This window comes from Nostoc sp. UIC 10630, assembly GCF_010747425.1.
Taxonomy (GTDB): Bacteria; Cyanobacteriota; Cyanobacteriia; order Cyanobacteriales; family Nostocaceae; genus Nostoc.
Window position 1 is genome coordinate 1 of sequence record NZ_JAAGOG010000133.1, and the last position, 23841, is coordinate 23841.

The window sequence follows — 23841 nt, forward strand, 5'->3', positions numbered from 1 at the left end:
CCCATTCCCCATTCCCCATTCCCCATTCCCTAATTCCAATCCTGTTCGTCTTTTTTACCACGACTTTTGTAAATACCACCCAAATCGTGAATTTTGCGAGTTTTCTCAAAAAGCTCAATTTCGGTTAAACCCCACTGCTGTAAGACTTTATCTAGGTCTTTTTGGATGTCTCTTGCGCCTGGAAAGCCTTGATAACGCATTCGCAGCCTGGCTAATTCTGCTAAGTTATAGTCTGTCGCCTCTTGAGCGAGTAAGATATCAATAAGGGGGCGATCGCGATTATAAAGAGGGTGTTGTTGGTCTTTACCAACCGTTGGTTCAGTCATCGTCAGTCCTGAGTGTTGTTAGCGGATAGTTAGGGTTTAGCCCGTTCTGAGTCCTGAGTTCTAAGTTTAGCCGAGAGCAGAGGAGCAGAAAAGGCAAAAAAAATCATCTTCTCCACGGGAAAACTAATTGTAAAATTGAGAACTCCTTACTTACTCCTAACCTCTAACTCCCAACTCTTAAATTCTCTTAGACGGCTAGTACACCTGATGTCTTACGGCTCTCACCACTGCCACTTAACTTTAAATAAAGTTACATTAGTCCTTAAGAAAATACAAAAAACTTTAGATGAGGGTGAATTTTATCTCACCCAAAGTCCAAGCAGCGAGGGAGCAAGAACCCATTATGTTTGAACACTTCACTTCCGAAGCCATTAGAGTAATTATGCTAGCTCAGGAAGAAGCACGTCGCCTGGGACACAATTTCGTAGGAACTGAACAAATTCTCCTGGGTTTGATGGGAGAAGGAACTGGGGTTGCTGCTAAAGTGCTGGCCGAATTAGGCGTTACCCTCAAAGACGCACGTCGTGAGGTAGAAAAAATTATTGGTAGGGGTTCTGGCTTTGTACCACCAGAAATTCCTTTCACTCCCAAGGTGAAAAGCCTCTTCGAGCAATCTTTTAAAGAAGCTCATAGTCTAGGACAGAATTACATCAACACAGAACACTTACTCTTAGGATTAACTGAGGCTGGTGAAGGTGTCGCCGCCAAAGTCCTGCAAAATCTAGGAGTTGACTTCAAGAGTGTCCGTAGTGCCATAGTTCGCCGTTTGGGTGAAAATGCACCTGCTTTCGCTGGTAGTGGTAGTCAAAAGCGCACCCAACCGCTAACGATGGAAGAATATGGCAGAAATTTGACCAAATTAGCGCAAGAAGGCAGACTCGACCCTGTAGTTGGTCGTGAGAAGGAAATTGAGCGGGCAATCCAAATTCTCGGTCGTCGCACTAAGAATAATCCCGTGTTGATTGGAGAACCAGGAGTTGGTAAAACTGCGATCGCAGAAGGTCTAGCTCAACGAATTATCAACCAAGATGTTCCCGAAACCTTACAAGACAAGCAAGTTATCAGCCTCGATATGGGGTCGTTGGTAGCTGGAACTCGCTTCCGTGGCGATTTTGAAGAACGTATCAAAAAAGTTGTGGAAGAAGTTCGCACTGTCGGCAACATCATTCTGGTAATTGACGAAATTCACACCTTGGTTGGCGCTGGTGGTACAGAAGGTGGTTTGGATGCAGCCAACATCCTCAAGCCTGCCTTAGCAAGGGGTGAACTCCAGTGCATCGGCGCAACAACCCTTGATGAGTATCGAAAGCACATCGAGCGCGATGCAGCACTAGAGCGTCGTTTCCAACCAATTATGGTTGGTGAACCATCGGTAGAAGAAACCGTACAAATTCTTTACGGCTTGCGCGGTGCTTATGAACAGCACCACAAAGTCACAATTTTGGATTCAGCACTTGTCGCAGCCGCAGAATTATCAGACCGCTATATTAGCGATCGCTTCTTGCCAGATAAGGCAATAGACTTAATTGATGAAGCTGGTTCTCGCGTCCGTCTGCGGAACTCCCAAAGTTCTCCCAATAAAGAACTTAAGCGTGAACTCGCTGGCGTTACCAAAGAAAAAGAAGCAGCAGTCAGAGTCCAAGATTTTGACAAAGCTGTAACCCTACGCGACCAAGAGTTAAAACTCGCAGAACAACTGCAAGCAACATTTACACCAAACGAGCAACCTGTCAACTGCACCGTCGTTGACGAAGAAGATATCGCTCAAATCGTTGCCTCTTGGACTGGCGTACCAGTCAACAAACTGACTGAATCTGAGTCAGAGTTGCTTCTGCACTTAGAAGATACTCTGCATCAACGCCTCATCGGGCAAGAACAAGCAGTCTCGGCTGTATCTCGCGGTATCCGTCGCGCCCGTGTCGGCTTGAAAAATCCCAATCGTCCCATTGCTAGCTTTATCTTCTCTGGACCTACCGGAGTCGGTAAAACAGAATTGGCCAAGGCATTAGCTTCCTACTTCTTCGGTGCGGAAGACTCAATGATTCGGCTAGATATGTCCGAATACATGGAAAGCCACACCGTCGCCAAGCTAATTGGTTCGCCTCCTGGTTATGTCGGATACGACGAAGGGGGACAACTTACAGAAGCCGTGCGGCGGAAACCTTACACAGTGTTGCTATTCGACGAAATCGAAAAAGCACACCCCGATGTATTCAATATGCTGCTGCAAATCTTGGATGACGGTCATCTGACCGATGCCAAAGGTCGGAAAGTGGACTTCAAGAACACGCTGATCATTTTGACTTCCAACATCGGTTCCAAGGTAATTGAAAAAGGTGGTAGTGGTTTAGGCTTTGACTTCGACACTCAAGCCGACGCTAGTTATAACCGCATCCGTAACTTGGTAAATGAGGAATTGAAAGCCTACTTCCGTCCTGAGTTCCTGAACCGTCTTGATGAAATTATCGTCTTCACCCAGCTTTCTAGGGATGAAGTGAAGCAAATTGCTGAAATTATGCTTCGTGAAGTTTCTAAACGCTTGACAGAAAAGGGAATTATTCTTGAAGTTAGCGATCGCTTCAAAGAACTTGTAGTACAAGAAGGCTATAACCCCAGTTATGGTGCTAGACCATTACGCCGGGCAATTATGCGCCTTTTAGAAGATTCTCTCGCTGAAGCAATGCTGTCTGGTCAAATTACAGATGGAGACACAGCACTTATCGATGTTGATGATGACTCTCAGGTGAGAGTACAAAAATTAGAAAAACGAGAATTGCTCTTGGCAAATGTTGGCTAATTTTATACCCGATCGCTTTTTGCTGTAATATTTGAGAAATAATTAGCCTCTCATCTAAGTAGAGGCGATCGCAGGGTCATCTCCGACAAACATAAAGTGAAATGGTATTATTTCTCACCCCTAGTAGATATACTGGGGGCTTTTTTTATGCAATTTGCTTGTCAGTGGGCAATACCCACTTACCCACAGATGTTTATAATGAGTTTAGGATATAGCAGCATAGCAGCAATATGATTGAAAATCAGGACTTCCAAATAGTTAAAGATAGTGTCAAAACTGATGGTAAAGGACGATTAACCTTGGGTACTGTTGCCAAAGCAAAGAGCTATCGAGTGCTGATTAATGAGTTAGGACAAATTCTGCTAGATCCAATTGTAAACATTCCACAAAGAGAACTTTGGATATGGCAAAATTCTGTAGCTCGTAGCTCATTAGAAGTTGGTATAAAACAGGCAAGTTCTGGTGAACTTCACGACTTAGGTTCGTTTTCCCAGTATGCGGATCTAGAAATTGATGAATAGAGGATGTCACCAGAACACTAGCCCTGAACACTGATTTCAAAACATAATCCTTGTCACAAGGTTTAATCTACCAAACTGAGCAATAGTGAATTTTAAGATAATATTTTCAAGCGAGGCTAGTACAGCACTAGCTAAACTACAACAAACTGACTCTAAGAAGTACCAAAAAGTTTTAAAAACGCTGGGTTTAATGGAAACAAACCTACGACACCCTAGTTTGAATACTCACAAATATGAATCTTTATCAGGGCCCAATGGAGAAGAAATTTTTGAAGCCTATGTAGAAAACAAAATATCTGCTGCTTTTCGAGTTTTTTGGTATTACGGATCTGAACAAGGAGTTATAACTATCCTGACTATTACACTTCATCCTTAATGACAGTGTTGCAACTTAGTGTTAGCGGTAATATGGCATCTTATTTTTATAAATAACTCATTTCTATACTGATTCATCTGGCAACAATTCTGATGCTAATTCATTCTTAACTACATTCTCAGAATCACCAGATTTAGAAAAACCATCTGCTGCATCTTTGATAAAACCAGCTACAGGCACCGCAATTAGCAAACCTAAGACTCCACCGACATTGGTTCCTACAAGTAAAGAAATTAACACCCATATTGGTCTAAGCCCAGTAAATCTGCCTAAAAGCCGTGGTGCGATCGCCTGATCGATTAACTGGTCAATGACAAAAGCTACCGCAAAAATCTTCACTGCTAGCCAAAAGTCATGTGTAGCTATTATGAAAGTTATTACAACCACGCTGACGACATCGCCAAAGGGAATTAAGCTCAAAAGCCCGACTCCTAAACCAAAGAGTAAAGCAAACTGGACTTGAAAAGCTAAAAACATTAATGTTTCTGAAACTCCCATCAGCAAAGCCAAAGTTCCTTGCCCAATCAAGTAATTTTGAAAGTTTTGCTGAATAGACTGGCTTACTTGTTGGGCAAAATTACCTGGTAACTTCTTAAATATCCCCTCCCAAATTCTTGGGCCATCTAACAAGAGGTAAAAAGTTATCACTACTATGATTAATGCATCAGAAACACTATCAATCGCATCTACAATAATGCTTAAAAGTTTATCTGTAACGAACTCTAACTCATTAGGTAATTGGTCAGTTACTTGTGTTAATAACTGACTTAAATTCACATTTAATTTGTGCTTAAAGAACCAATCATTTAAAATTTGAAGTTTTTCTTCGCTAGAATCAATCCATTGAGGAAGAACTTTCACCATCTCATTAAATTGCTCTAACACAATGGGAACCAAAGTGATACCAAGAGCAACGATAATTATCAATGCTGATATAAAAACTAATGATACTGCATAACCACGTTTCACTCCTTGCTTTTGGAGAATGGCAACAGGATAGTTTAAAACGAATGCAAGCAAAGTAGCTAAGACAAGAATTGTTACGACAGGTTGAAAATTTTTAACAAGCAAAAATGCTAGCCAACCATTGAGAAACACTAGAGGAAATAACAGCGTAAAAATTAACCATCTAAGTAGTTGATTGAGTGGAAAATTCATAATTAATTTAAAAAACAAAATTATTCTAGTTACTAAATTAAACCTGGGAATTAAATATGTTAGACCACAACGAAGCTTTCACCATTTACGATTTTAGGTTATTTGATTCCTAACTTTCAGCAAAAGCTAAAAATTGCTCCTCATTTATTCGCCCTGCTTGATAGAGAGTATTAGTAATTTCTGAAATAGTTAAAACTGCATGGCTGCGATAACCATTTTGCTGTAACCTATCTTTCACACCTTGTTCATGATCGATAAGTACCACAATATCATTAACATTTAATCCTGCTGATTCTAACTTTCCTGCGCCTTCCATAACACTTTTGCCACTGATGAGAATATCGTCAACTATCACAACTGTTTCACCAGGATGAAAGTGACCCTCAATAACTCTGCGCGTTCCGTGGGCCTTTACCTCTTTACGGGGAAAAATCATTGGACAATGAAGGCGCAAAGCTAAACCAGTCGCGGTAGGCAAAGAACCATAGGGAATACCTGCTAACCTATCAAAATTGAGATTCTTCAAAATATCCTCATAAGCAGTGAGAACTTGATTAAAAACTTGAGGATTAGAAATAATTTTGCGTAAGTCGATGTAATAAGGAAATATTGCTCCTGATGCTTGGACAAAGCTGCCAAACATAATACAGTCAATGTCATAAAGTTGTAAAATCAAATCCTGGTAGGGGTGCTGATTTAGGAAACAAACATCAGGAAACCACACAGAACATGTAGAATTTTCGTGAATAATTTCAGTTTTTAGTTGATTAATTTCTGCACGTAAAGACTCGACTTCCTCAGATAATTGTGTGTTTCCCAACATATCTTGAGGAACAGGAATCAGCAAACCATCACCGTTAGCATTCAACCCTGCTTCTAAAATTTGTCTGAGGTTTCCACCCTTCGCCCAGATGCTACGCGCCATAATAATCCGTTCAGGCGCGATCGCTCGAATCAGGGCTAAAACTTCAGCATTTGTAGTTCCCACTTCCAAACCCAATTGTTCTGGAGTTCCCCAGGTTTTTGATTCTTTTACTACCTGTAAATAAAGGGGTGACTCGTTTGTCGGATATTGCTGTAAAGCTTCTGCACCTGGATTAGAAGTACAACATAAGATAAATACCGCTTTCTCAGGATAGACCAAAAAAGGGGCTACATGATCTTGTCCTGTATAGGGACTAAGAGTGATTGCATCCACCTGCCATTCTGTAAACACAGTTTGGGCAAAAATGGTACTAGTATTTAAGTCACCGTGTTTGGCATCTAAAATTACTGGGATATGCGCTGGAATCGCTGCTAAAGTTTTGTATAGCAGTTCTAAACCGGGAATACCTAACGCTTCGTAGAAGCCAAGTGTCGGTTTATAAGCACAAACGTAATCAGCAGTTTCCGCAATAATGAATTGTAACCACTTTTCCAAACCAGCGATGAGTTCTTCAGATTCATAATGCACAGGCATCATCTCTGGATTTGGATCAAGTCCTACAAATAGTAAGCTTTGATTTTGCAAGATACTACGATTCAATTTATCAAAAAAGTTCATTTTTTTTAAAGAGTCATTGGTCATTAGTCATTGGTCATTAGTCATTAGTCATTTGTCATTGGTCATTAGCCATTGGTCATTAGTCATTGGTTATTATTATTACCTGTGTCTCTCTATCTGCATGACCATAGTTTTTTTAGTAAGTTGGCGCGAAAAAACAAAAGTATGTTGCGAAACGTAAATAGGCTTAAAACCTTTACTAATGACCAATGACAAAGGACAAATGACAAACTAAAACATTGATTCTGTTAATTCAGTACCACCAGCTTTTTGCCCTAATTGATAGTGAATCACTGCAAATAAGATAACCATCGGTACTGAGGCAAAGTGAACAATTCGCAATGCTTGCCAATTGCCAAACAAATCCACAATCCAGGGAAATTGAGCAGGTTTATACATTCCTATTCCTGTAAATAACGCCAGCAGCAAGATCGGAATAATTGCTGTATACGCAATCCGATGCCAAGCATAAATTAGGCGCTTAGAATTATGACTTTTTTGTAATGCTTTGAAGTCATTTGCACCGACAAACCGATGTCGCCAGCGCCGGGTAATTAAAACGTAAATTCCATACCACAAGAGATTGAGCGAGAATAGCCACATTGCAGCAAAATGCCAGTGTCTACCTCCTGCAAGCCAACCTCCTAACGTAAATATCGGAGGAATGTGCAAACCTGCACGTCCACCAAAAACAGGGTTGGCGTTATAAATTTGTAGTCCACTGGTGAGCATGATAAATAGGCTAATGATGTTACACCAGTGGAAAATTTTGGCTGCGATCGCTTGAGTCGGTCGCTTTCGAGTTTGAGAGGGGGTCAAAGTCATAGATTTTGACTGATAAAATTTGCTGTTTATCTGTCCTAAAAATTGGGCATGGGGCACTGGGAATTGGGCACAGGAAGAATTAACCAAGCATAAGCGTCTGTCTTGAGTAAATAGCCCTGCAAAGTTGGGGGTGGTATTGCTTACCCTTATTTTCTCATTTTATGATTCAGTATTTTGGCAAAGATGTTCGTTACTGTTTTAAATGTCAGTCTAGGCGTGACTAGTGTTGTTCCGAAAAAAAAATACTGGGGCGTGTCATCAATTAAAGCAGATCACAGAAGCAGCTAAATAAATCGCACCCAAACATAGTCAGCTTATGTTACAAGTACAGCCTGCTGCTTGAAATCATATTTAAGCGAACGTTTGAATAGCGTAGAAGTTGTATAGTTTGTACTAAAAATTTAAATTTTTAATTAATTCGATGTATTGATGCTAGAAGTAAAATACTTATTTATAAAAACAACAGATCCAAATTTTTGAGAATAAATAGATAAAAATCTGCCTTTGGAAGTATATCTTCAGCTATTCTTTCTTTTGAAAGAATAGCTGAAGTAATGTATATGCCGAGAAATAAACATATGATCTACATTTAATGATATAAATACTCTTGTGTGAGACTTACAATAATTTTAGCGATAAAAACAACAATAAATAAGATAAAAAAAATGCCTAGACTCGTAGGACAGCGCTCTAATACTGGAGCTAATATCACCATTTTAATTATCCTGATCGCCATATTTGGGGTACTTCTCGAATACTTTGGCATGATTGATATCGTTCCCGGTTTTGGCCGAGAAGGACGATATTTTCAAATAAAAGGTCAGGCAACCAATGAACAAGTAATTGAACAACCAAATTAATAAGAATCCGAAGGATAGATAAATGCGTAAAGGTAGTGATGTTATCGATAAAGTGGTCGTTGCCTACGACACAGGTAAGAAAATTGTACGAATTGTAGACTTAATTTTTGATCAGAAACACAATCAACTTTTGGGTTTTTTAGTTGCAGAAAAGGGACTGTTTAGAGACGCAAAAGTGATTCCTTGGGAAGAAGTGCAAGCGATTGGGTTGGATGCGATCGTAGTTAACTCGAAAAAATCTGTTGTTAAGGCACATCGTGTCCCTGCAATTAAAGAGATTCTGCACCAAAATATTGTGCTGAGAAAAAAGAGAATTCTGACTACTGAGGGACTTGACCTCGGTGGATTGGTCGATTTGTTCTTCGATGAGCATAGTGGACTGATGGAAGGATACGAAGTTTCTGGCGGTGTATTTGCAGATGCTTACTCGGGGCGATCGTTCGTTCCTGCTCGTGAAGCCCTGAAAATTGGTTATGATGTTGCCTTTGTACCTCCAGAAACCTCTCAAATGATGGAAGAACAGGTGGGTGGTATCCGAGGAGTTGTTCAGGCAACTGGAGATAGATTACAGGAATCGGCTGAGACTACCAATAGCAGACTGCAAACAGCAGCTCAAACCGTGAATCAGCAGCTGCAAAGCTCGGTAGAGAGTGTGAACCGTGGGCTACAGGAAGCGAGCCAGAATGCAGGCGAACAATTACAAGCTGCAACTGATGCTACTAGCAGCAAACTGCAAGACCTCAATCGAGATGCAACTGCTTCCCTAACAAACAATTTGGTTGATCCTGCCGAGCAAAAGGTATATGTGATTGGCAAGCATGTTGAGCGGAATGTGCTGACTCCAGACGGCAATGTACTGCTACTACAGGGGCAGGAAGTGACGCTAGTCGATGCAGAAGCGGCTGATCGCATGAACATTCTGGATGAACTTTATCGAGCTACGGGTGGTAGCCTGACTGTCAATATCAGCCGCAATTTGCAAGCAGCAACAGAATCTACTAGCAATCGAATTGGGAGCCTAACTCACAGTAGCGCCGCTAATCTGCGTCACTCGGTTGATTCGCTGGTAGGACATGTGGCGATCCAGCAGGTAAGAGGGCGTAGAGTCGTACAAACAGTGCGTACCAACGATGGCTTAATTATTGCGGCATCTGGGCAAATTGTGACGGAATCCCTTCTGGATCGGGCCCAGACTTACGGTAAAGAAGCAGAATTGCTGAACGCTGTGGGTCTGACTCTGGCAACCGCAGTCGGTTCTACCGCAAGTGACAGATGGTTAGAAAACAAAGTTCAACTACGCGACGGGGCAAGTATTGCTCAAGAGAATCTCAACACTTTTTGGCAAGCCTTGAAAGCGAAGGCAGAAAACTTACAAGGACGCGGCACACGGGCAATGAAGAAGCAACGGATTGAACAAGCTCTGGGTCGTCCAGTTACCCGTGTCATTCTTGACCCAGAAGACAACGTGATTCTGAATGTAGGTGAATTGATTACACATCGCGCTGTTAGTCAAGCTGAAGAAAGTGGAGTTCTGAATATCTTACTGAGTTCGGTCTATACCAAGGAGCCAGAAATCTCTGATAAGGAGTTACGTGCTTCAGAATATGGAATGGCAGCCTTGGCGCATTATGGTAATGGGATAAAATGAGCAACCAATTCTGTTGCAATACGGTTCGGTTAAGACAAGAGACGCGATTTATCGCGTCTTTGTGATCTAGAATTTTCATCAAAAAACCTTAACCGAATCGTATTGAGCGTGTTGGCAACGCTCCTATTCATGAATTTATTATTACCTAAAAGCTAGCGTGTTTTCTAATAGCAGCATAGTGTTTTGCTGTTGTATTCATTTCAATTATCAATTCTGTACCTTGACCCAATTTAGAATTACACTTAATTTTACCTTGATGTTTTTCAACGATAATTTCTCGACTAATTGATAGTCCCAGTCCCTTACCTTTACCTACTGGCTTGGTGGTAAAAAATGGTTCAAACATCTGTCTTTGGATATGGGGAAGTATGCCTTGACCATTGTCAGAAATGCGAATTATAACTTTGTGTTTTTTTCCTATTTGTTTGTTATTTGACCAAATATCATTACTATTGACTAATGACAAATGACTTCTAACAATTTCTGTATGAATAAAGATTTTGGGAGTAAATGAATAATCATATTTCATCCTTTCTTCTAAAGCATCAATGGCATTAGTTAAGATGTTCATGAATACCTGATTTAAATCACCTGAGTAACACTCGATTAAGGGTAATTCACCAAAGTCTTTAATTACTTCAATCCCGGCTCTATCAGGCTTTTCTTTCAGCCGATGCTGTAAAATTCTCAGAACACTATCAAGTCCTTCGTGCAAGTCAACCTTTTTCATTTGGCCTTCGTCAGAGGTTGAGAAATTCCGCAAGGCGAAAACAATTTCTTTAACGCGCTCTGAGCCGGCTCGCATTGACCACAGTAATTTTAAAAAGTCTGTCTTCACGAAACTAAGGTCGAGGCATTGCAGATGTAAGGCTATGACTGGGGTAGGTTTGGGATAGTAATGTTGGTAAAGTTCAATGATTCTGATTAAATCTTCAGCGTATTGACTCGCAGGATGGAGATTGCCGTAGATGAAGCTAACAGGGTTGTTAATTTCGTTAGCCATATCCGCCACCAGTTGACCGAGGTTAGCCATTTTCTGGTTCTGTAATAACTGCCTTTGGGTATATTTGAGTTCTTTGAGGGTAGTTTCTAGCTGCTGTGATTTTTCTTTAACTTGGTTTTCGGTAGATTGGTGTTGGGCAATTTCTCTTTGGAGTTGTTCAAGTAGTTGGTATTGTTGAGTAGCGATCGCTTTATCCTGACTAATATCCTTGTGTGTCCCCGCCATTCGCACTGGTTTGCCGGATTCATCCCACTGAAATACTTTGCCACAAGCCAAAATCCATTTCCATTCGCCGGATTTAGTTAACATTTGCAATTCAACTTCAAACACAGGCGTGCATCCTTGGAGATAATCATGCAACACCTGGCGAATTCTCGGTAAATCTTGTGGATGTACAAGTCGTTCAAAGGATTTATGCTCATGAGCGATTTCGTCTAATCCATACCCCAAAATGCCCTTCCACTGGGGATCGTAATAGGTTTTATTGGTTATGAGATTCCAATCCCACAACCCCAAGCCACTGGCGATTAATGCCATTTGTAAGGCTGCTTGTGAGCATTGACAAGGATCTAAATTTTCTGGAGATAAGTCTTTTGATTCTGGGAAACTCTGCGAATCTTGTACTGAAAGTGGAGCTTCCGGTTTATGGGTAGCGGGTTCTTCGATATGCATAGCTGCTGGTACGGTGAGGAAGATATCCTGTAGCTCTCTCTCTACGCTGTCTTAGCACCCTGACGATCCATTTATGGATAAATCGTCTACTTGGTTGATTAGGCTGTAACTTCGGTTAGAAATATATCAGCCTATATCATCAATTTGGATGGAATTTCGAAAAAGGTAAACGGACGAATGTAACTTCTGTTGCGATCGCCGCGGCCATTTTTTAGAAAAAATAGCTACATTGTGTGCATCTACATTCTAAGATATGTCTAAAAAAAGTAGTTCAAATAAAATATAATCACTTAAAAACTCGAAAAATTTTGTAAAAAAAATTCTATGATTGAGTCACGTCAAATGTTTCAGGATACAAAAATATTGTCAAGCCTTGTTTGTAGCTTTTTTAGGAAAGGGCTGGCTGCCATTCATACAAGGTAGGCTACATTGATTTCCAAAACATAATGGTGTGATAAAATTCATGCTGAATTGGAGCCGATGAGTAATGACTATAGATGAAGTAGTATTGCTACTAAAAGCCAGTCAAGCAACAGGTTTAACAACGCTCCAAGAGATTATATTGCGTTCTTCATGGGAAGGGAAAACTTACACTAATATTGCCTGTGAAGCTCACTACGGCGAGGAACGTGTCAGGAAAATCGCTGCTCATTTATGGCAAGTAATGAGTGATTTTTGTAAAGAACCGATAAATAAATCTAACTTCCGCCAGACTGTAGAAAATCACCGTCTTAGCAAAGCACATCAGCAATTAATTAAGGAATTTAACAAAGTAGCTACGGCTATATCTTTAGAATTTCCTAGTGGCCCAGTATCCCTTAATTCCAGATTCTACATCCCTCGCCCGCCAATTGAGGAAATTGCCTACGCAGAAATAGCTAAACCTGGCTGTCTCATCTGCATCCAAGCACCCAAGAAGATGGGGAAAAGCTCTCTGATTTTACAGTTGCTTGCACGCGCTAACAATCAAGGCTTTCGCACCGTGACGTTAGATTTTCAGCAAGCAGATAAAGTAATATTTACTAGTTTGGATAAATTTTTGCGCTGGTTCTGTGCTAATGTCAGCCGAGAGTTACAGTTAGAACCAAAACTTAATGATTATTGGGATGAAGATATGGGTAGCAAAGTAAGTTGCTCTATCTATTTTCAATATTATTTACTATCTGCGCTGGAAACTCCCCTTGTGCTGGTATTGAATGAGGTGGATTGGGTATTTGAATATCAGGAAATTGCTGGAGAATTGTTACCGTTAGTGCGATCGTGGTATGAACGAGCCAAAGGGTTAGAAATTTGGCAAAAACTGCGCCTAATTCTCGTTTATTCAACGGAAATTCTTGTTCCTATAAAACTAACTCAATCACCATTTAATATTGGTTTGCCAATTAATTTACCTCCCTTTACAAAAGAGCAAGTGCAGGATTTAGCACTACGTCACGGCTTGGATTGGACAAATGGTAGAGTCGAGAGTTTGATGGCACTGGTGGGAGGATATCCTTATTTAGTGCGATTAGCTTTTTATCACCTGGTGGGTAAAGGGGGACTAGAACGGGATTTAGAAAAGCTATTGCAAGAAGCACCCACAGAAGCAGGAATTTATCACGAGTATTTAAAGCAATATGTGTTAGCGCTACGAGATGAATCAGCATTGCAAGATGCTTTTTATCAAGTAATTAACGCTACAAATTATGTGAAATTAGAGCCAGTATTGGCATATAAATTACAAAGTATGGGGCTCATTAATTTAGAAGGCGATCGCAGTACTCCTGCCTGTGAATTATACCGTTTATATTTCCGACAATATTTGAAGACAAGCGAACATTTCAATAACGGCTGTTTTAACTGTGAGTTTAAGCATGGCTAGCGTTATTTCTGCGAGAGTAACTTCAGGAGTGCAAAGCTACAGCAACTCTGTGATGGAAAATAGCCGTTGTCGGTCTATCTTCTGAAGCTTGATTTTTTCGGTGTAGAAAGCTTGATAATAAGATTGATAACGCTCTGGTTCAGCTTCTGGATCGGTTTGTTGCCATAGTTCCAAAAAGTGGCGATAGCGTTTTTCCAGCATCACCAGGTCCATGCAAGCGATCGCAGCTTGAACTACTTGCGGAGTCCGAAGTATTTCTTTTTGGTTTTTTTCATTCACATGAAATAAATGGGCAATTAACCCCATCTCGCTGCTAAATTCTAAAAAATGATCTTGCAAGCGGGAAATTAAATCTGGTTGAGACGCAAAATTTCTCGTCTCTCCATCACCGGATGAGATTTCTAAAATCTGTTGCCATAAAAATCGGTGGTGGGAAAGGCTAAATTGCAAATCTCGCTCCTCTAGTTCGGTAATAATCGCTTGACGTTGTTCAGGACAATGCAAGTAAATTCGCAGCAATAAGGCTTCTGCGTGTTCTAAAAGACTGCGTTCTGTAGGAAGTGGGGATTGAGAAACTTTACTACTTCCCCATGCTTGCTTCGCTGATACAGGCTTAGTGTATGCAGCCGCAGCCGGAGCAATTTGAGTTAACAGATTTTCGACTCGCAGAGGTATAAGTCTGGTATCTCCCAAACTGAGTATTTCTGCACAGTAGGAAACGTAATAATTTCGTGTATCGCTGTTAGCGATATTTTTAAGTAATTTGACTAATTGCTGAGTTGCTTGCTGAAAATCAGTAGCCTGCTTCAAGTCTCGGTTTTGAATAATTTGCTGAATCTGCCAATCTAACCAAAGTGGCGCATTTTTTAGCAGTTCTCCATAATCTTCTGGAGTGTGGCTATGCAAATATTCATCAGCATCTTTACCATCGGCTAAATTCAGAATTTTTAGCTGAACTTCGCCTTTGTATGCTAATTCGGCAATTTCACCGATCGCACGTTCGGCGGCATTGGTTCCGGCTTTATCAGCATCAAAGTTGAGTACTAATTGCTTCGATTCGGTATAGCGTAGAATTAACCGGACTTGTTCTAAGCTTAAGGCTGTACCGAGGGAAGCAACGGCGTTATTAATCCCAGCAGCGTGAAGAGCGATCGCATCAAAATATCCCTCTACCACCACCGCTTGATCGAGTTGAGAAATCCCACCCTTGGCTTGATCGAGGGCAAATAATGTTTTACCTTTACTAAAAAGTTCCGTTTCTGGTGAATTCAGATATTTCGGTTGTTCATCCGTGAGGGTTCTGCCACCAAAGGCAATGACGCGCCCTTGAACATCGCGGATGGGAATCATCAAGCGATCGCGAAATACATCATAATAACCGCCTCCTTCTTTGCGCGGCTTAATCAATCCCGCTTTTTCTAGGATCTGCGCTGGGTAATGTTTATCTTCCACTAGATAACGATAAAGAGTTTCCCAACCTGCGGGGGCATAACCTAAACCAAATTGCTGTATAGTTTCTTCTTTGAGTTGGCGGTTAGATTGCAAATATTGAAGCGCCTTTTGCCCTTGGGATTGTCTCAGGGCGTGTTGATAAAATTGGGCGGACGTTGCTAGAACTTCATACAACTGCTCACGCAAAGATAGCTGACGCTGCAATTCTTGGCGTTGTTCGGGTTCGAGAGTTTGTACAGGTACTTGGTAACGCCGTGCTAAATCTAGCACCACATCGGCAAAAGAGCGCTTTCCCAACTCCATGACAAACTTGATGGCATTTCCTCCAGCTTGACAGCCAAAGCAATAGTACATTTGCTTAGTCTGGCTGACGGTAAAACTAGGAGATTTCTCGTCATGGAAGGGGCACAAACCGACAAAATCCTTTCCACGTTTGCGTAAAACTACGTATTCTGAGACGACATCTACAATATCGGCCCGTAGTTTAACTTCCTCAATTGTATCTGGGTGCAAGCGGGGGATTTGCATTCTAGTCTATTTGTTAAGTCATGAGTTGGTAGTTAACACTGCGGTGGGTTTACCAACTGATAGCTATTATATTCTTGTTGCTAGACCAAGAATGATCTATACAATTGCTTACATTTAATTTTATCAGAGGAAATACTGAAAATGGGACGTATTTTTATATCAGCCGCTCATGGAGGCAGAGAAGCTGGAGGGATCGATTTAGGTGCGATCGCAGGTGGTACAACTGAAGCTAAAGAGATGATTCTGCTGCGGGATTTGATTGTCACCGAACTGAGGGCGCGAAATTTGGAAATTTTGGCAGTTCCCGATGACTTGAGTGCCGCCCAAACCATCACCTGGATCAATTCTCGCAGCCGCCGGGGTGATGTTGCCTTAGAGATTAAATCTGATGCAGCTAGCAGCCCTTCTGTGCGTGGGGCTAGCGTCTTTTATATTGCGAATAATAGCGATCGTAAAAGCAATGGAGAACAGTTGCTAGTGGGTTTATTGCGCCGCGTTCCTCAATTACCGAATCGGGGAGTCAAGCCAGATACAGATAGTGGATTAGGTAGTTTAGCATTCTGTCGCCAGACAACGCTTCCAGCTTTGGCAATGCAAGTGGGCTTTCTTAGCAATCCAGAGGATCGGGCTTTGCTGCAAACTCGTCGCCGCGATTTTGCTTTAGGAATTGCTGATGGATTAGTAACTTGGAGTCGTGCGATCAATCCTACTCCTGGCACTCCCGCCGAAGCAAATTATCCACCAATTAATATTAATATTAATGGACAAAATTACTCAGAACAAGGAGTATTAGTTAATGGCAATGCTTACATCCCCATTGATTTAGTAGATCGTCTGCGAATTGATCTTTCAAAAGCAGCTAATGTTAATCGAATTACCTATCGAAAAATAGTTTATATTAAAGCAATAGAACTCCGAGATTTTAATGTTGCGGTTAATTGGGATGCTGCAACTCGGACTGTCAGTTTACGCTCCAATTTGATCGTTTGCCCTGGTCAATTGGAACGAGTGATGTCAAATGGTAATACTTCAGAAATACAGTTGCAATTATTCCTCAGAAACAATAACGAAAATGCTTTGGCAAAGTTTCCTGATATTCCCAAACTTTATCGAGAAGAAGCAGGGATAGAGGGAGTAAACTATGATATTGCCTTTTGCCAAATGTGTGTAGAAACTGGATTTTTACGCTTTGGCGGTGATATTAAACCTGAGCAAAATAACTTTGCAGGTTTAGGTGCGATCGGTGGTGGTTCAGAGGCTGCATCTTTTCCAAGTGCCAGAATTGGAGTGAGGGCACACGTCCAACATTTAAAAGCTTACGCCAGTTTAGAACCTTTGGTACAAGAAGTAGTAGATCCAAGGTTTCGCTTTGTTACACGTGGAATTGCGACATTAATCGATCAGCTATCAGGGCGATGGTCAGCAGATTTAGATTATGGTGCAAGGATTTCAGCAATGCTTAAACGATTATATGAATCAGCAGGACTTCTTTGAGTGTTGATTAAATAAACTTACACTAATTACTTGAATCCTCTTTCCCTTTATGCCCTTTGCGGCAAGCCGCAAAGGACGCAAAGTGTAGAAAAATAAGATTTTACAAAGGATTTAGAATTATATAAACTTGATAGCAATTAAGAAGATAGACCGTGATTGTCCCATCTAGTAGTAAAGCGTTATTAGCAAGTCATAACAGTAGTTTGAGCTTTACCAGCCTTGCAGAACTATCAAGTGGAAACTTACTTGCAGAAGTGGATCTTCATCGGATTGTAGCAAGTTTAAAGCTAAGGCAAGACAAAAAAGCATCGATGGGTCAGTTTCTCACTCCCGCCTCAGTAGCAGATTCAGAAGTGTCGAAATCCCTCTGGTAATGGTAACAACATTTCTCAGTCGTAAGGCAATGGTGGCATATCTGGCTGAGATTGCTTGGGAAACAGATGTTTGGGTTGCTGAAGATTCAACTCACCTGATTCATTTCAATGGCGAATATCTATTACAGGCTTACCAAATAGAAAAGAAGCAAACTTTTTGAATCTAAGTAAGTTGGCGTAAATAATTGTCGTTGGAATAAGGCAATAAGCAATACCTAAAAGGGTTTTAGGCTAGTTCATGAATATTACATAGTTTGATTTTATTGTGCCAACTTACTTACAGCAATCTGCTTGGTATTAGTGATATTTTGCTTGGGAAGATCCTCTAACCCTCCTTTGTGAGGCAATATGCTTGGGTTATGTAAAAGTCATTTTTTAACGTAGAGAGTTCCTTATGATATAGCTGTGATTGATATGCAAATGTCCGAAATAGATGAGATGAACTTGGGGATACAAATTAAGGCAAACCCTGCTATTGCTGATATCCCTTTAATCTTGATAAGTTGACTGATAAATAGACAAGACAAACTTAACAATTAAAAATTAAAAAATAAATTTTAAACTGTGTCCCTATTTATTATAGTTTTCCTCTAATTCTATTGACGATCACAACTTGGCAATATATTAATACAGTTCAGTTAAGCAAAGCGCAACCCAACAAAGCCCCAAAAATGTTGGGTTTCATTCCTCAACCCAACCTTGTATCTTAGAAATAATAGTAGACGTAGGTTGGGTGGAGCAGAGCGCAACCCAACATTTATAAGAATGTTGGGTTACGCAAAGCCTCAACCCAACCTACAATTTTTTTGCAACATTTTAGCCTTGCCACGCCACTACTAGCGCTTTTGGAAAATAATTCCTATTTTCTCTGTGTTCTCTGCGCGGCAGTCGCTCATGGGGGTTTCCCCCATCGCGCAGCGTCTCGTAGAGAAGACCGCGCTGCCTTGCCTCTGTGGTTCAATAAATTACTTTTAAACCGCAGAGGTGCGAGTAGAAAGCAGAGATTTTAGAAGTTACATATCTTGCTTGTATATCTCTAATAATTTTGGAATGTAATCATACCCATCTACACCGATAACCGCAATTATTTTAGGGCGATGTTGCTGCAAGAACTTTTGGAAAGCTTCTGCCCCAATTTGACCCTGCAAAATTGTTAGTAAACCTGCTGCTTGCCGCCACTCATTAGAAGCAATTTGCTCCAAAAGATACATTCCCAAACAGCCTGTGTAAACGGTTTTTTCAGAATTTTGGAGATGATAATAAGCTTCTGCCAAATAAGCTAAGTTCCGCCCTTGGAGATATAAATCGCCGGAAACTTGGGCTGTTTTAAAGCCATCCTCCAAATATTTAATTGCAGTTTGGTGTTCTCCAATTACTAGATAAGCGATTCCTAAGCTACTGACACATAAAGCTTTACTTTGAATATCGCCTAATTTTTCTGATAATTTTAAACCTTGTTCTAAATAGTTAATTGCAGCTTGGTATGTTTCAGGTTCTAGATTCTCCAGTTCTTGAGCCTGCATGACTTCGCTGTAACCTAAGTTTACTAGCGCGTTGGCTTCTCCTGTTCTATCGCCTGCTTGCCGACTCAGGATTAATGCTCGTTGGCTGTAGTTAATTGCTTCAGCATAATTTTGCTGTTGCACGTAGGTGCGGCTGAGGTGGTTGAGATTGGCTATTTCACAGGCGCGATCGCCTGCATTTCTAGCTATCTCTAACGCCTGCTGATGAAAATCAATTGAGCGCTGGTATTGCCCCAAAGCACGCTGAGAATAACCTAAAAGGGTCAAAATCCGCGCCTTTTCTTGGGTTCCCTCACCTCGCCGCAATGGTTCATCCAAATAATCGAGGGCATCTCGCAAATAAGTGCCAGTAAAAGAGGCAAATATCCCGCCGTAAAAGGGAAAATATGGACGCTGGGCAAAGGTTCGCAAAATTTGGAGCATGATTTGAGAACACGCATCGGCGTATACTGTCCCAATGCTCCCAAAACCACTTGCTAATTGACTCCAAATCACTGCAAAGGTCAAAAAAGTGGAAATGGACAACTTTGGCCCGGCTTTAACATCGTAAGCTTGTTGGTCAAACCAGTTAATTAGCCCCCGTTGCAAGAACTGTAAAATTAATTCCATTTCCACCCAATCTCTGAGGGTGATTCCCCGTTGTCGCTGGGCAAACTCAATTGCTGATTCTTCCATCGCTAAGGTGCGAAGCAGTGCTTTGGGTAACTCACTATTGAGTTGTTTAGCCCAACTTGCCCAAGGGCCACGTTCTCCCGGTACGCCACCAAATCCTAAAGCTTCTTTTTGCTCGTACATCCAACTGAGTAAGTTGTCTTGCAATCGTTGCCAAGAAGCTAAACCACGAGTAATACCTTCGGAAAATTGTTCTAAATCAGCATCTGCCTGGGCAAATTGCTGTAATCCTTTTGATAATTGCTGTAGCTGTGGCAAATTTAGCGGATACTTCTGATTTGGGTCAGTAATCCGTAAAAATGTTGCCAGTCGCTCGTCAGAGGGGGCTGTGGTAATTTCTGTAACTGCTGAAGCGATCGCTTCTGTGGCTTTGTTTTGCTCTTGCCAACGTTGCCATTGACTTTGAATCGTCTTAATGGCTCTCAAACTGCGAGTAGCTTTGGCTTTCTTGAGTTCGTCTTTTTCACTATCTACTTGGCTTTGGAGAGCATTCAGGCGATCGCTCAAAGCTAACTCAAATACTTCCCCTGTACCGGAAGTAATGCCTTTAAGCAGCATTTGGTACACCATATCAACAGAGCTAATTTTGCCCTTGAGGGTGGTTTCAACAATTTCATCGATTAAGGCAATATAGCGATCGCGCAATGGCAGAGAATCTGACACTTTAGCTACTAAGAAACGTCACGTCAATTCTAATTCTATAGGACTTATGCATTGACAAGAAATACCAAATATGGATTAAGGTTAAAAACCATATCTTTCGTAAGGACATAGCATTGCTCATACGTGTCAACTTAACGTGTAACCCTGGCAATGATGGTAATCCTAAACAACCAACTATCTCGATTTACCAATTAATTCAAGGTGAGTATCAGGTTAAGCAATTTAGGGGAAGTGATCGCATTCAATCGCCAGCCTTCCCAGAGTTAAATTTAACTGCTGAACAGATTTTTCGGGCTGGAGAAGCCCTGTAACAAACGGCTAAAGAAGTAAAAGAACCATCAAAGACTCGTCCACGAGTATCAAAGACTCGTCCACGAGTATCAAAGACTCGTCCACGAGTATTAAAGACTCGTCCACGAGTATTAAAGACTCATTCACGAGTATTAAAGACTCATTCACGAGTGTCAAAGACTCGTCCGCGAGTATTAAAGACTCGTTCACGAGTATCGAAGACTCATTCACGAGTATCAAAGACTCGTCCGCGAGTATCGAAGGCTCATTCACAAGTGTCGAAGACTCGTTTACAAGCCAATCTAAGCCATTGGTCATGATAAATTCTTTTTAGATTCAGTAAAAATTATTAGCGATCGCGTAGTCTTACACAGGATAGTAGATTGCTTTGATATCTTGCAGCATTCTTAATTAGTAACTGCGATCGCCTGAAACTCAAAGTTCTAGGAACCAATAGCCAAAGCGACTCAACTGAACTAAAACCTAAATCTGGAAATAATTTAGTCCTCTTAAGATGACTTTCGCTATCAGCTATAAATTTTCTAACCTGTGGCATTTGTTAGGATTAGTGCAAAATATTAGTGGTTGTGAGATTGTCCAGCGAATCAGGGGCATTATATATAACTTTTGTTGACAGGTAAACATTCAGTATGGCAAACACGTCTCAACGTTACCTTGAAAAAATCCGAGAAGCGAAAGAGAAACAGCTTAAAGAATTAGATTTAAGCAATCATTGGAATACTGATAACAAGGAAAAATTAACAGACATTCCTGCTGAGGTGTTTGAACTGGAATGGTTGGAGGTTTTGAATTTAAGCTACAACCTATTAACGACGTTACCAGAAGAGATCACCCGCCTGCCACAACTCACTTCCCTGGATTTAAGCGGCAACCAATTAAGGACATTGCCAGAAGCAATCGCCCACCTGCAACAACTCACCACCCTGGATTTAAGGGGCAACAAATTAACGACACTGCCAGAAGCGATCGCCAGTCTCCAACAACTCACCACCCTGTATTTAAGCCGCAACCCCATCGAAAAACCGCCGCCAGAAATTGTTGAACAAGGTATTGAGGCAATTAAGGATTATTTTCGACAACTGCAAGTAGAAGGCACAGATTATCTATACGAGGCAAAGTTACTAATTGTTGGCGAAGGAGGAGCAGGGAAGACAACACTGGCAAAGAAAATTGAAGACCAAAATTATCAACTTCGAGAGGAAGACTCTACGAAGGCAATTGAGGTTATCCAGTGGGGTTTCCCAATGGACAATGGGCGAGAGTTTCGAGTCAACATCTGGGATTTTGGTGGACAAGAGATTTACCATGCTACTCACCAGTTTTTCCTTACTAAGCGTTCTCTCTACGTTTTAGTAGCAGATACCCGCAAGGAAGACACAGATTTTTATTATTGGCTGAATGTGGTGGAAATGTTGAGTGATAACAGTCCTCTGCTAATCATCAAAAATGAAAAGCAAAACCGCCACCGAGAAATCAATGAGCGTGAGTTACGGGGGCAGTTTACTAATTTGAAGGAGACTTTACCAACAAACCTTGCTACCAACAGGGGTTTAGAACAAGTTTTAGAACAAATCAAGCATTACGTTAAAAGTCTGCCCCATATTGGCAGTCCCCTCCCAAAAACCTGGGTTAGAGTCCGGGAAGCTTTGGAGAGTGACACACGCAATTACATCGGCTTAGATGAATACCTGAATATTTGCCAACAACATGGGTTCACTGAAAGAAATGACAAGTTGCAGTTGAGCAGCTATCTGCACGATTTAGGAGTATGCTTGCATTTCCAGGAAGACCCACTTTTGAACAAGACTGTCATCCTCAAACCCAAGTGGGGAACTGATGCAGTCTACAAGGTGCTAGATAATGAAAAGGTGATTCGTAACCTGGGCAGTTTCACACGGTCTGACTTGGCAAACATCTGGTGTGAAGATGAATACGCCACGAAGCATGATGAACTCTTGCGCCTGATGATCAACTTCAAGCTGTGCTACGAAATTCCTAGAAGCCAAGGAAAGTATATTGCCCCACAACTGCTATCTGCTAATCAACCCTCTTATAACTGGGATGAAAGCAACAACCTGATACTGCGTTACACTTACGAGTTCATGCCCAAAGGCATCATCACCCACTTTATTGTCGTCATGTATGAGTTGATTAATAAACAAAAATATGTCTGGAAAAGCGGCATCTTTATAAGCAAAAACCAAACCAACGCAGAGGTGATTGAATATTACGGTAAGCGGGAGATTAAGATTCGAGTCTCAGGTCTTCACAAAAGAGATTTGATGATCATAGTTACACATGAACTTGATAAAATTCATGACTCGTACCAGCGACTGAAATACAAGAAGTTAATCCCCTGTAATTGTGCCACTTGCAAAAACAGCCAAGAGCCACACTTTTACCTTTTTGAAGTATTACGAACATTTTTAGCCGATAAACAAGAACGCATTCAATGCCAAAAAAGCTATCAGTTAGTAAGTATACTTGAATTGCTTGATACTTTTTTAGATATAAAGTTTTTAGAAAATGCTTTATCAGATCCTAATAAAGACAATGAGCAAATTAAGAGTTTTGTCTCTGAAGGTTTAGTAATAGAAAGTCAAAGTATCAATACTTTTATTAATTACTTAGAACAAGAAAAAACACAAAAGCTTGTATCTTTATATGAAGCTAAAATTTTAATCGTAGGTGAACCAGGTGCTGGAAAAACATCTTTAATGAAAAAGTTAATTAACCCTACTTATCAAGTACCTAATGATGAAAAATCAACTCTAGGTATTATAGTAGACTTTGGTTATAATTTTAAATACTTTAAAGATCAATCTATTAGTTTCAGAGCTAACATCTGGGATTTTGGAGGACAGGAAATTCAATATGCGCTACACCAATTTTTTCTAACTACTGATTCGTTATATATACTAGTAGCGGATGATCGCGAACAACGTACGGAATTTGATTATTGGTTAAATATTATTAAATTACTTGGGGGAAATAGCCCTGTTTTAGTTGTACTAAATGAAAAAAACTATAATTCTATTACCAATTTTGATTTACAAACTTACCGTAAGCGATATTCTGAACTTACAATAGAGTGTTGTAGTGTAAATTTAGCATCAAATGATGACCGAATTGAATTTTTAAGCAAGAAGATACAAAGTATGTTATCTAACTTAGAACATATTGGTCGTAAGCTTCTACCTGAGGGATGGTTATCAGTAAGAAGTGAATTAGAA

Annotated in this window: 18 protein-coding genes and 1 pseudogene; 11 read left to right on the plus strand and 8 right to left on the minus strand. The window is 40.8% G+C overall.

Features of this window, described 5'->3' with window-relative positions; all coding sequences use genetic code 11:
* Positions 1-29: 29 nt before the first annotated feature.
* Positions 30-326 carry a DUF3288 family protein gene (locus tag G1O98_RS25610; RefSeq protein WP_012409942.1) on the minus strand — a complete coding sequence of 99 codons (297 nt, stop codon included), beginning with the start codon at positions 324-326 and terminating at the stop codon, positions 30-32.
* A gap of 343 nt (positions 327-669) precedes the next feature.
* On the opposite strand from G1O98_RS25610, the gene G1O98_RS25615 reads away from it, so the two are divergent.
* The 3 genes from G1O98_RS25615 to G1O98_RS39315 all read left to right on the plus strand — a co-directional run bounded on the left by G1O98_RS25615 (position 670) and on the right by G1O98_RS39315 (position 4020).
* Positions 670-3123, plus strand: coding sequence for an ATP-dependent Clp protease ATP-binding subunit (locus tag G1O98_RS25615; RefSeq protein WP_163933757.1), 2454 nt, complete (start codon positions 670-672; stop codon positions 3121-3123).
* A gap of 230 nt (positions 3124-3353) precedes the next feature.
* Entirely contained in the window at positions 3354-3644 is a 291-nt protein-coding gene (locus G1O98_RS25620) for a hypothetical protein (RefSeq protein WP_163933715.1), read from the plus strand.
* An 85-nt stretch (positions 3645-3729) separates the two neighbouring features.
* Entirely contained in the window at positions 3730-4020 is a 291-nt protein-coding gene (locus G1O98_RS39315) for a hypothetical protein (protein WP_163933718.1), read from the plus strand.
* 63 nt (positions 4021-4083) lie between these two features.
* On the opposite strand, the gene G1O98_RS25630 is transcribed toward G1O98_RS39315, so the two are convergent.
* The 3 genes from G1O98_RS25630 to G1O98_RS25645 all read right to left on the minus strand — a co-directional run bounded on the left by G1O98_RS25630 (position 4084) and on the right by G1O98_RS25645 (position 7546).
* The gene (locus tag G1O98_RS25630) at positions 4084-5178 is read right to left on the minus strand and encodes an AI-2E family transporter (protein ID WP_163933721.1); all 1095 of its coding nucleotides are present in this window, start codon (positions 5176-5178) and stop codon (positions 4084-4086) included.
* 109 nt (positions 5179-5287) lie between these two features.
* Positions 5288-6721, minus strand: coding sequence for a bifunctional orotidine-5'-phosphate decarboxylase/orotate phosphoribosyltransferase (locus G1O98_RS25635; RefSeq protein WP_163933760.1), 1434 nt, complete (start codon positions 6719-6721; stop codon positions 5288-5290).
* 231 nt (positions 6722-6952) lie between these two features.
* On the minus strand, positions 6953-7546 hold the full coding sequence (locus tag G1O98_RS25645; RefSeq protein ID WP_163933724.1) for a cytochrome b/b6 domain-containing protein: 594 nt from the start codon (positions 7544-7546) through the stop codon (positions 6953-6955).
* A 665-nt stretch (positions 7547-8211) separates the two neighbouring features.
* Here G1O98_RS25645 and G1O98_RS25650 point away from each other — a divergent pair.
* Both G1O98_RS25650 and G1O98_RS25655 read left to right on the plus strand, forming a co-directional pair.
* The gene (locus G1O98_RS25650; RefSeq protein WP_163933727.1) at positions 8212-8406 is read left to right on the plus strand and encodes a hypothetical protein; all 195 of its coding nucleotides are present in this window, start codon (positions 8212-8214) and stop codon (positions 8404-8406) included.
* A gap of 22 nt (positions 8407-8428) precedes the next feature.
* The gene (locus tag G1O98_RS25655; protein WP_163933731.1) at positions 8429-10054 is read left to right on the plus strand and encodes a PRC-barrel domain-containing protein; all 1626 of its coding nucleotides are present in this window, start codon (positions 8429-8431) and stop codon (positions 10052-10054) included.
* 145 nt (positions 10055-10199) lie between these two features.
* Here the strand turns inward: G1O98_RS25655 and G1O98_RS25660 are convergent, their stop codons facing one another.
* On the minus strand, positions 10200-11729 hold the full coding sequence (locus G1O98_RS25660; RefSeq protein WP_163933735.1) for a PAS domain-containing sensor histidine kinase: 1530 nt from the start codon (positions 11727-11729) through the stop codon (positions 10200-10202).
* Between the two features lie 487 nt (positions 11730-12216).
* Here G1O98_RS25660 and G1O98_RS25665 point away from each other — a divergent pair, with 487 nt between their 5' ends.
* Positions 12217-13590 carry an AAA-like domain-containing protein gene (locus tag G1O98_RS25665; RefSeq protein WP_163933738.1) on the plus strand — a complete coding sequence of 458 codons (1374 nt, stop codon included), beginning with the start codon at positions 12217-12219 and terminating at the stop codon, positions 13588-13590.
* 36 nt (positions 13591-13626) lie between these two features.
* On the opposite strand, the gene dnaG is transcribed toward G1O98_RS25665, so the two are convergent.
* The gene (gene dnaG, locus G1O98_RS25670) at positions 13627-15570 is read right to left on the minus strand and encodes a DNA primase (protein ID WP_163933741.1); all 1944 of its coding nucleotides are present in this window, start codon (positions 15568-15570) and stop codon (positions 13627-13629) included.
* Between the two features lie 141 nt (positions 15571-15711).
* Between dnaG and G1O98_RS25675 the strand changes: the two genes are divergently transcribed.
* The 3 genes from G1O98_RS25675 to G1O98_RS25685 all read left to right on the plus strand — a co-directional run bounded on the left by G1O98_RS25675 (position 15712) and on the right by G1O98_RS25685 (position 17599).
* Complete coding sequence (locus G1O98_RS25675) at positions 15712-17064, plus strand: N-acetylmuramoyl-L-alanine amidase (protein WP_163933745.1); 1353 nt, start codon at positions 15712-15714, stop codon at positions 17062-17064.
* A 152-nt stretch (positions 17065-17216) separates the two neighbouring features.
* Positions 17217-17438 (plus strand): hypothetical protein, encoded by a 222-nt coding sequence (locus tag G1O98_RS25680; protein ID WP_163933748.1) that lies wholly within the window; start codon positions 17217-17219, stop codon positions 17436-17438.
* Positions 17438-17599: a BsuBI/PstI family type II restriction endonuclease gene (locus tag G1O98_RS25685; RefSeq protein WP_243458536.1), complete on the plus strand. Its 162-nt coding sequence runs from the start codon at positions 17438-17440 to the stop codon at positions 17597-17599. Before G1O98_RS25680 ends, G1O98_RS25685 begins: the two co-directional genes overlap by 1 nt.
* Before the next feature lie 852 nt (positions 17600-18451).
* On the opposite strand, the gene G1O98_RS25690 is transcribed toward G1O98_RS25685, so the two are convergent.
* On the minus strand, positions 18452-20296 hold the full coding sequence (locus G1O98_RS25690; RefSeq protein ID WP_163933751.1) for a tetratricopeptide repeat protein: 1845 nt from the start codon (positions 20294-20296) through the stop codon (positions 18452-18454).
* 155 nt (positions 20297-20451) lie between these two features.
* Here G1O98_RS25690 and G1O98_RS25695 point away from each other — a divergent pair.
* A pseudogene (locus G1O98_RS25695) lies at positions 20452-20607 on the plus strand (Uma2 family endonuclease); the annotation flags it as partial.
* Positions 20608-20936: 329 nt separating this feature from the next.
* Here the strand turns inward: G1O98_RS25695 and G1O98_RS25700 are convergent.
* Positions 20937-21143: a hypothetical protein gene (locus G1O98_RS25700; protein WP_163933754.1), complete on the minus strand. Its 207-nt coding sequence runs from the start codon at positions 21141-21143 to the stop codon at positions 20937-20939.
* A 94-nt stretch (positions 21144-21237) separates the two neighbouring features.
* On the opposite strand from G1O98_RS25700, the gene G1O98_RS25705 reads away from it, so the two are divergent.
* A partial coding sequence (locus tag G1O98_RS25705) for a COR domain-containing protein (protein WP_175586865.1) occupies positions 21238-23841 on the plus strand: 2604 nt, incomplete at its 3' end.

Excerpts from the sequence above, each read along its gene's own strand:
- G1O98_RS25645 (WP_163933724.1), bottom strand. The coding sequence starts at position 7,546 with ATGACTTTGACCCCCTCTCAAACTCGAAAGCGACCGACTCAAGCGATC.
- G1O98_RS25665 (WP_163933738.1), top strand. The coding sequence starts at position 12,217 with ATGACTATAGATGAAGTAGTATTGCTACTAAAAGCCAGTCAAGCAACA.
- G1O98_RS25610 (WP_012409942.1), bottom strand. The coding sequence starts at position 326 with ATGACTGAACCAACGGTTGGTAAAGACCAACAACACCCTCTTTATAAT.
- G1O98_RS25635 (WP_163933760.1), bottom strand. The coding sequence starts at position 6,721 with ATGAACTTTTTTGATAAATTGAATCGTAGTATCTTGCAAAATCAAAGC.
- G1O98_RS25650 (WP_163933727.1), top strand. The coding sequence starts at position 8,212 with ATGCCTAGACTCGTAGGACAGCGCTCTAATACTGGAGCTAATATCACC.
- G1O98_RS25655 (WP_163933731.1), top strand. The coding sequence starts at position 8,429 with ATGCGTAAAGGTAGTGATGTTATCGATAAAGTGGTCGTTGCCTACGAC.
- dnaG (WP_163933741.1), bottom strand. The coding sequence starts at position 15,570 with ATGCAAATCCCCCGCTTGCACCCAGATACAATTGAGGAAGTTAAACTA.
- G1O98_RS25660 (WP_163933735.1), bottom strand. The coding sequence starts at position 11,729 with ATGCATATCGAAGAACCCGCTACCCATAAACCGGAAGCTCCACTTTCA.
- G1O98_RS25615 (WP_163933757.1), top strand. The coding sequence starts at position 670 with ATGTTTGAACACTTCACTTCCGAAGCCATTAGAGTAATTATGCTAGCT.
- G1O98_RS25685 (WP_243458536.1), top strand. The coding sequence starts at position 17,438 with ATGGTAACAACATTTCTCAGTCGTAAGGCAATGGTGGCATATCTGGCT.
- G1O98_RS25675 (WP_163933745.1), top strand. The coding sequence starts at position 15,712 with ATGGGACGTATTTTTATATCAGCCGCTCATGGAGGCAGAGAAGCTGGA.
- G1O98_RS25630 (WP_163933721.1), bottom strand. The coding sequence starts at position 5,178 with ATGAATTTTCCACTCAATCAACTACTTAGATGGTTAATTTTTACGCTG.
- G1O98_RS25620 (WP_163933715.1), top strand. The coding sequence starts at position 3,354 with ATGATTGAAAATCAGGACTTCCAAATAGTTAAAGATAGTGTCAAAACT.
- G1O98_RS25700 (WP_163933754.1), bottom strand. The coding sequence starts at position 21,143 with ATGCCACAGGTTAGAAAATTTATAGCTGATAGCGAAAGTCATCTTAAG.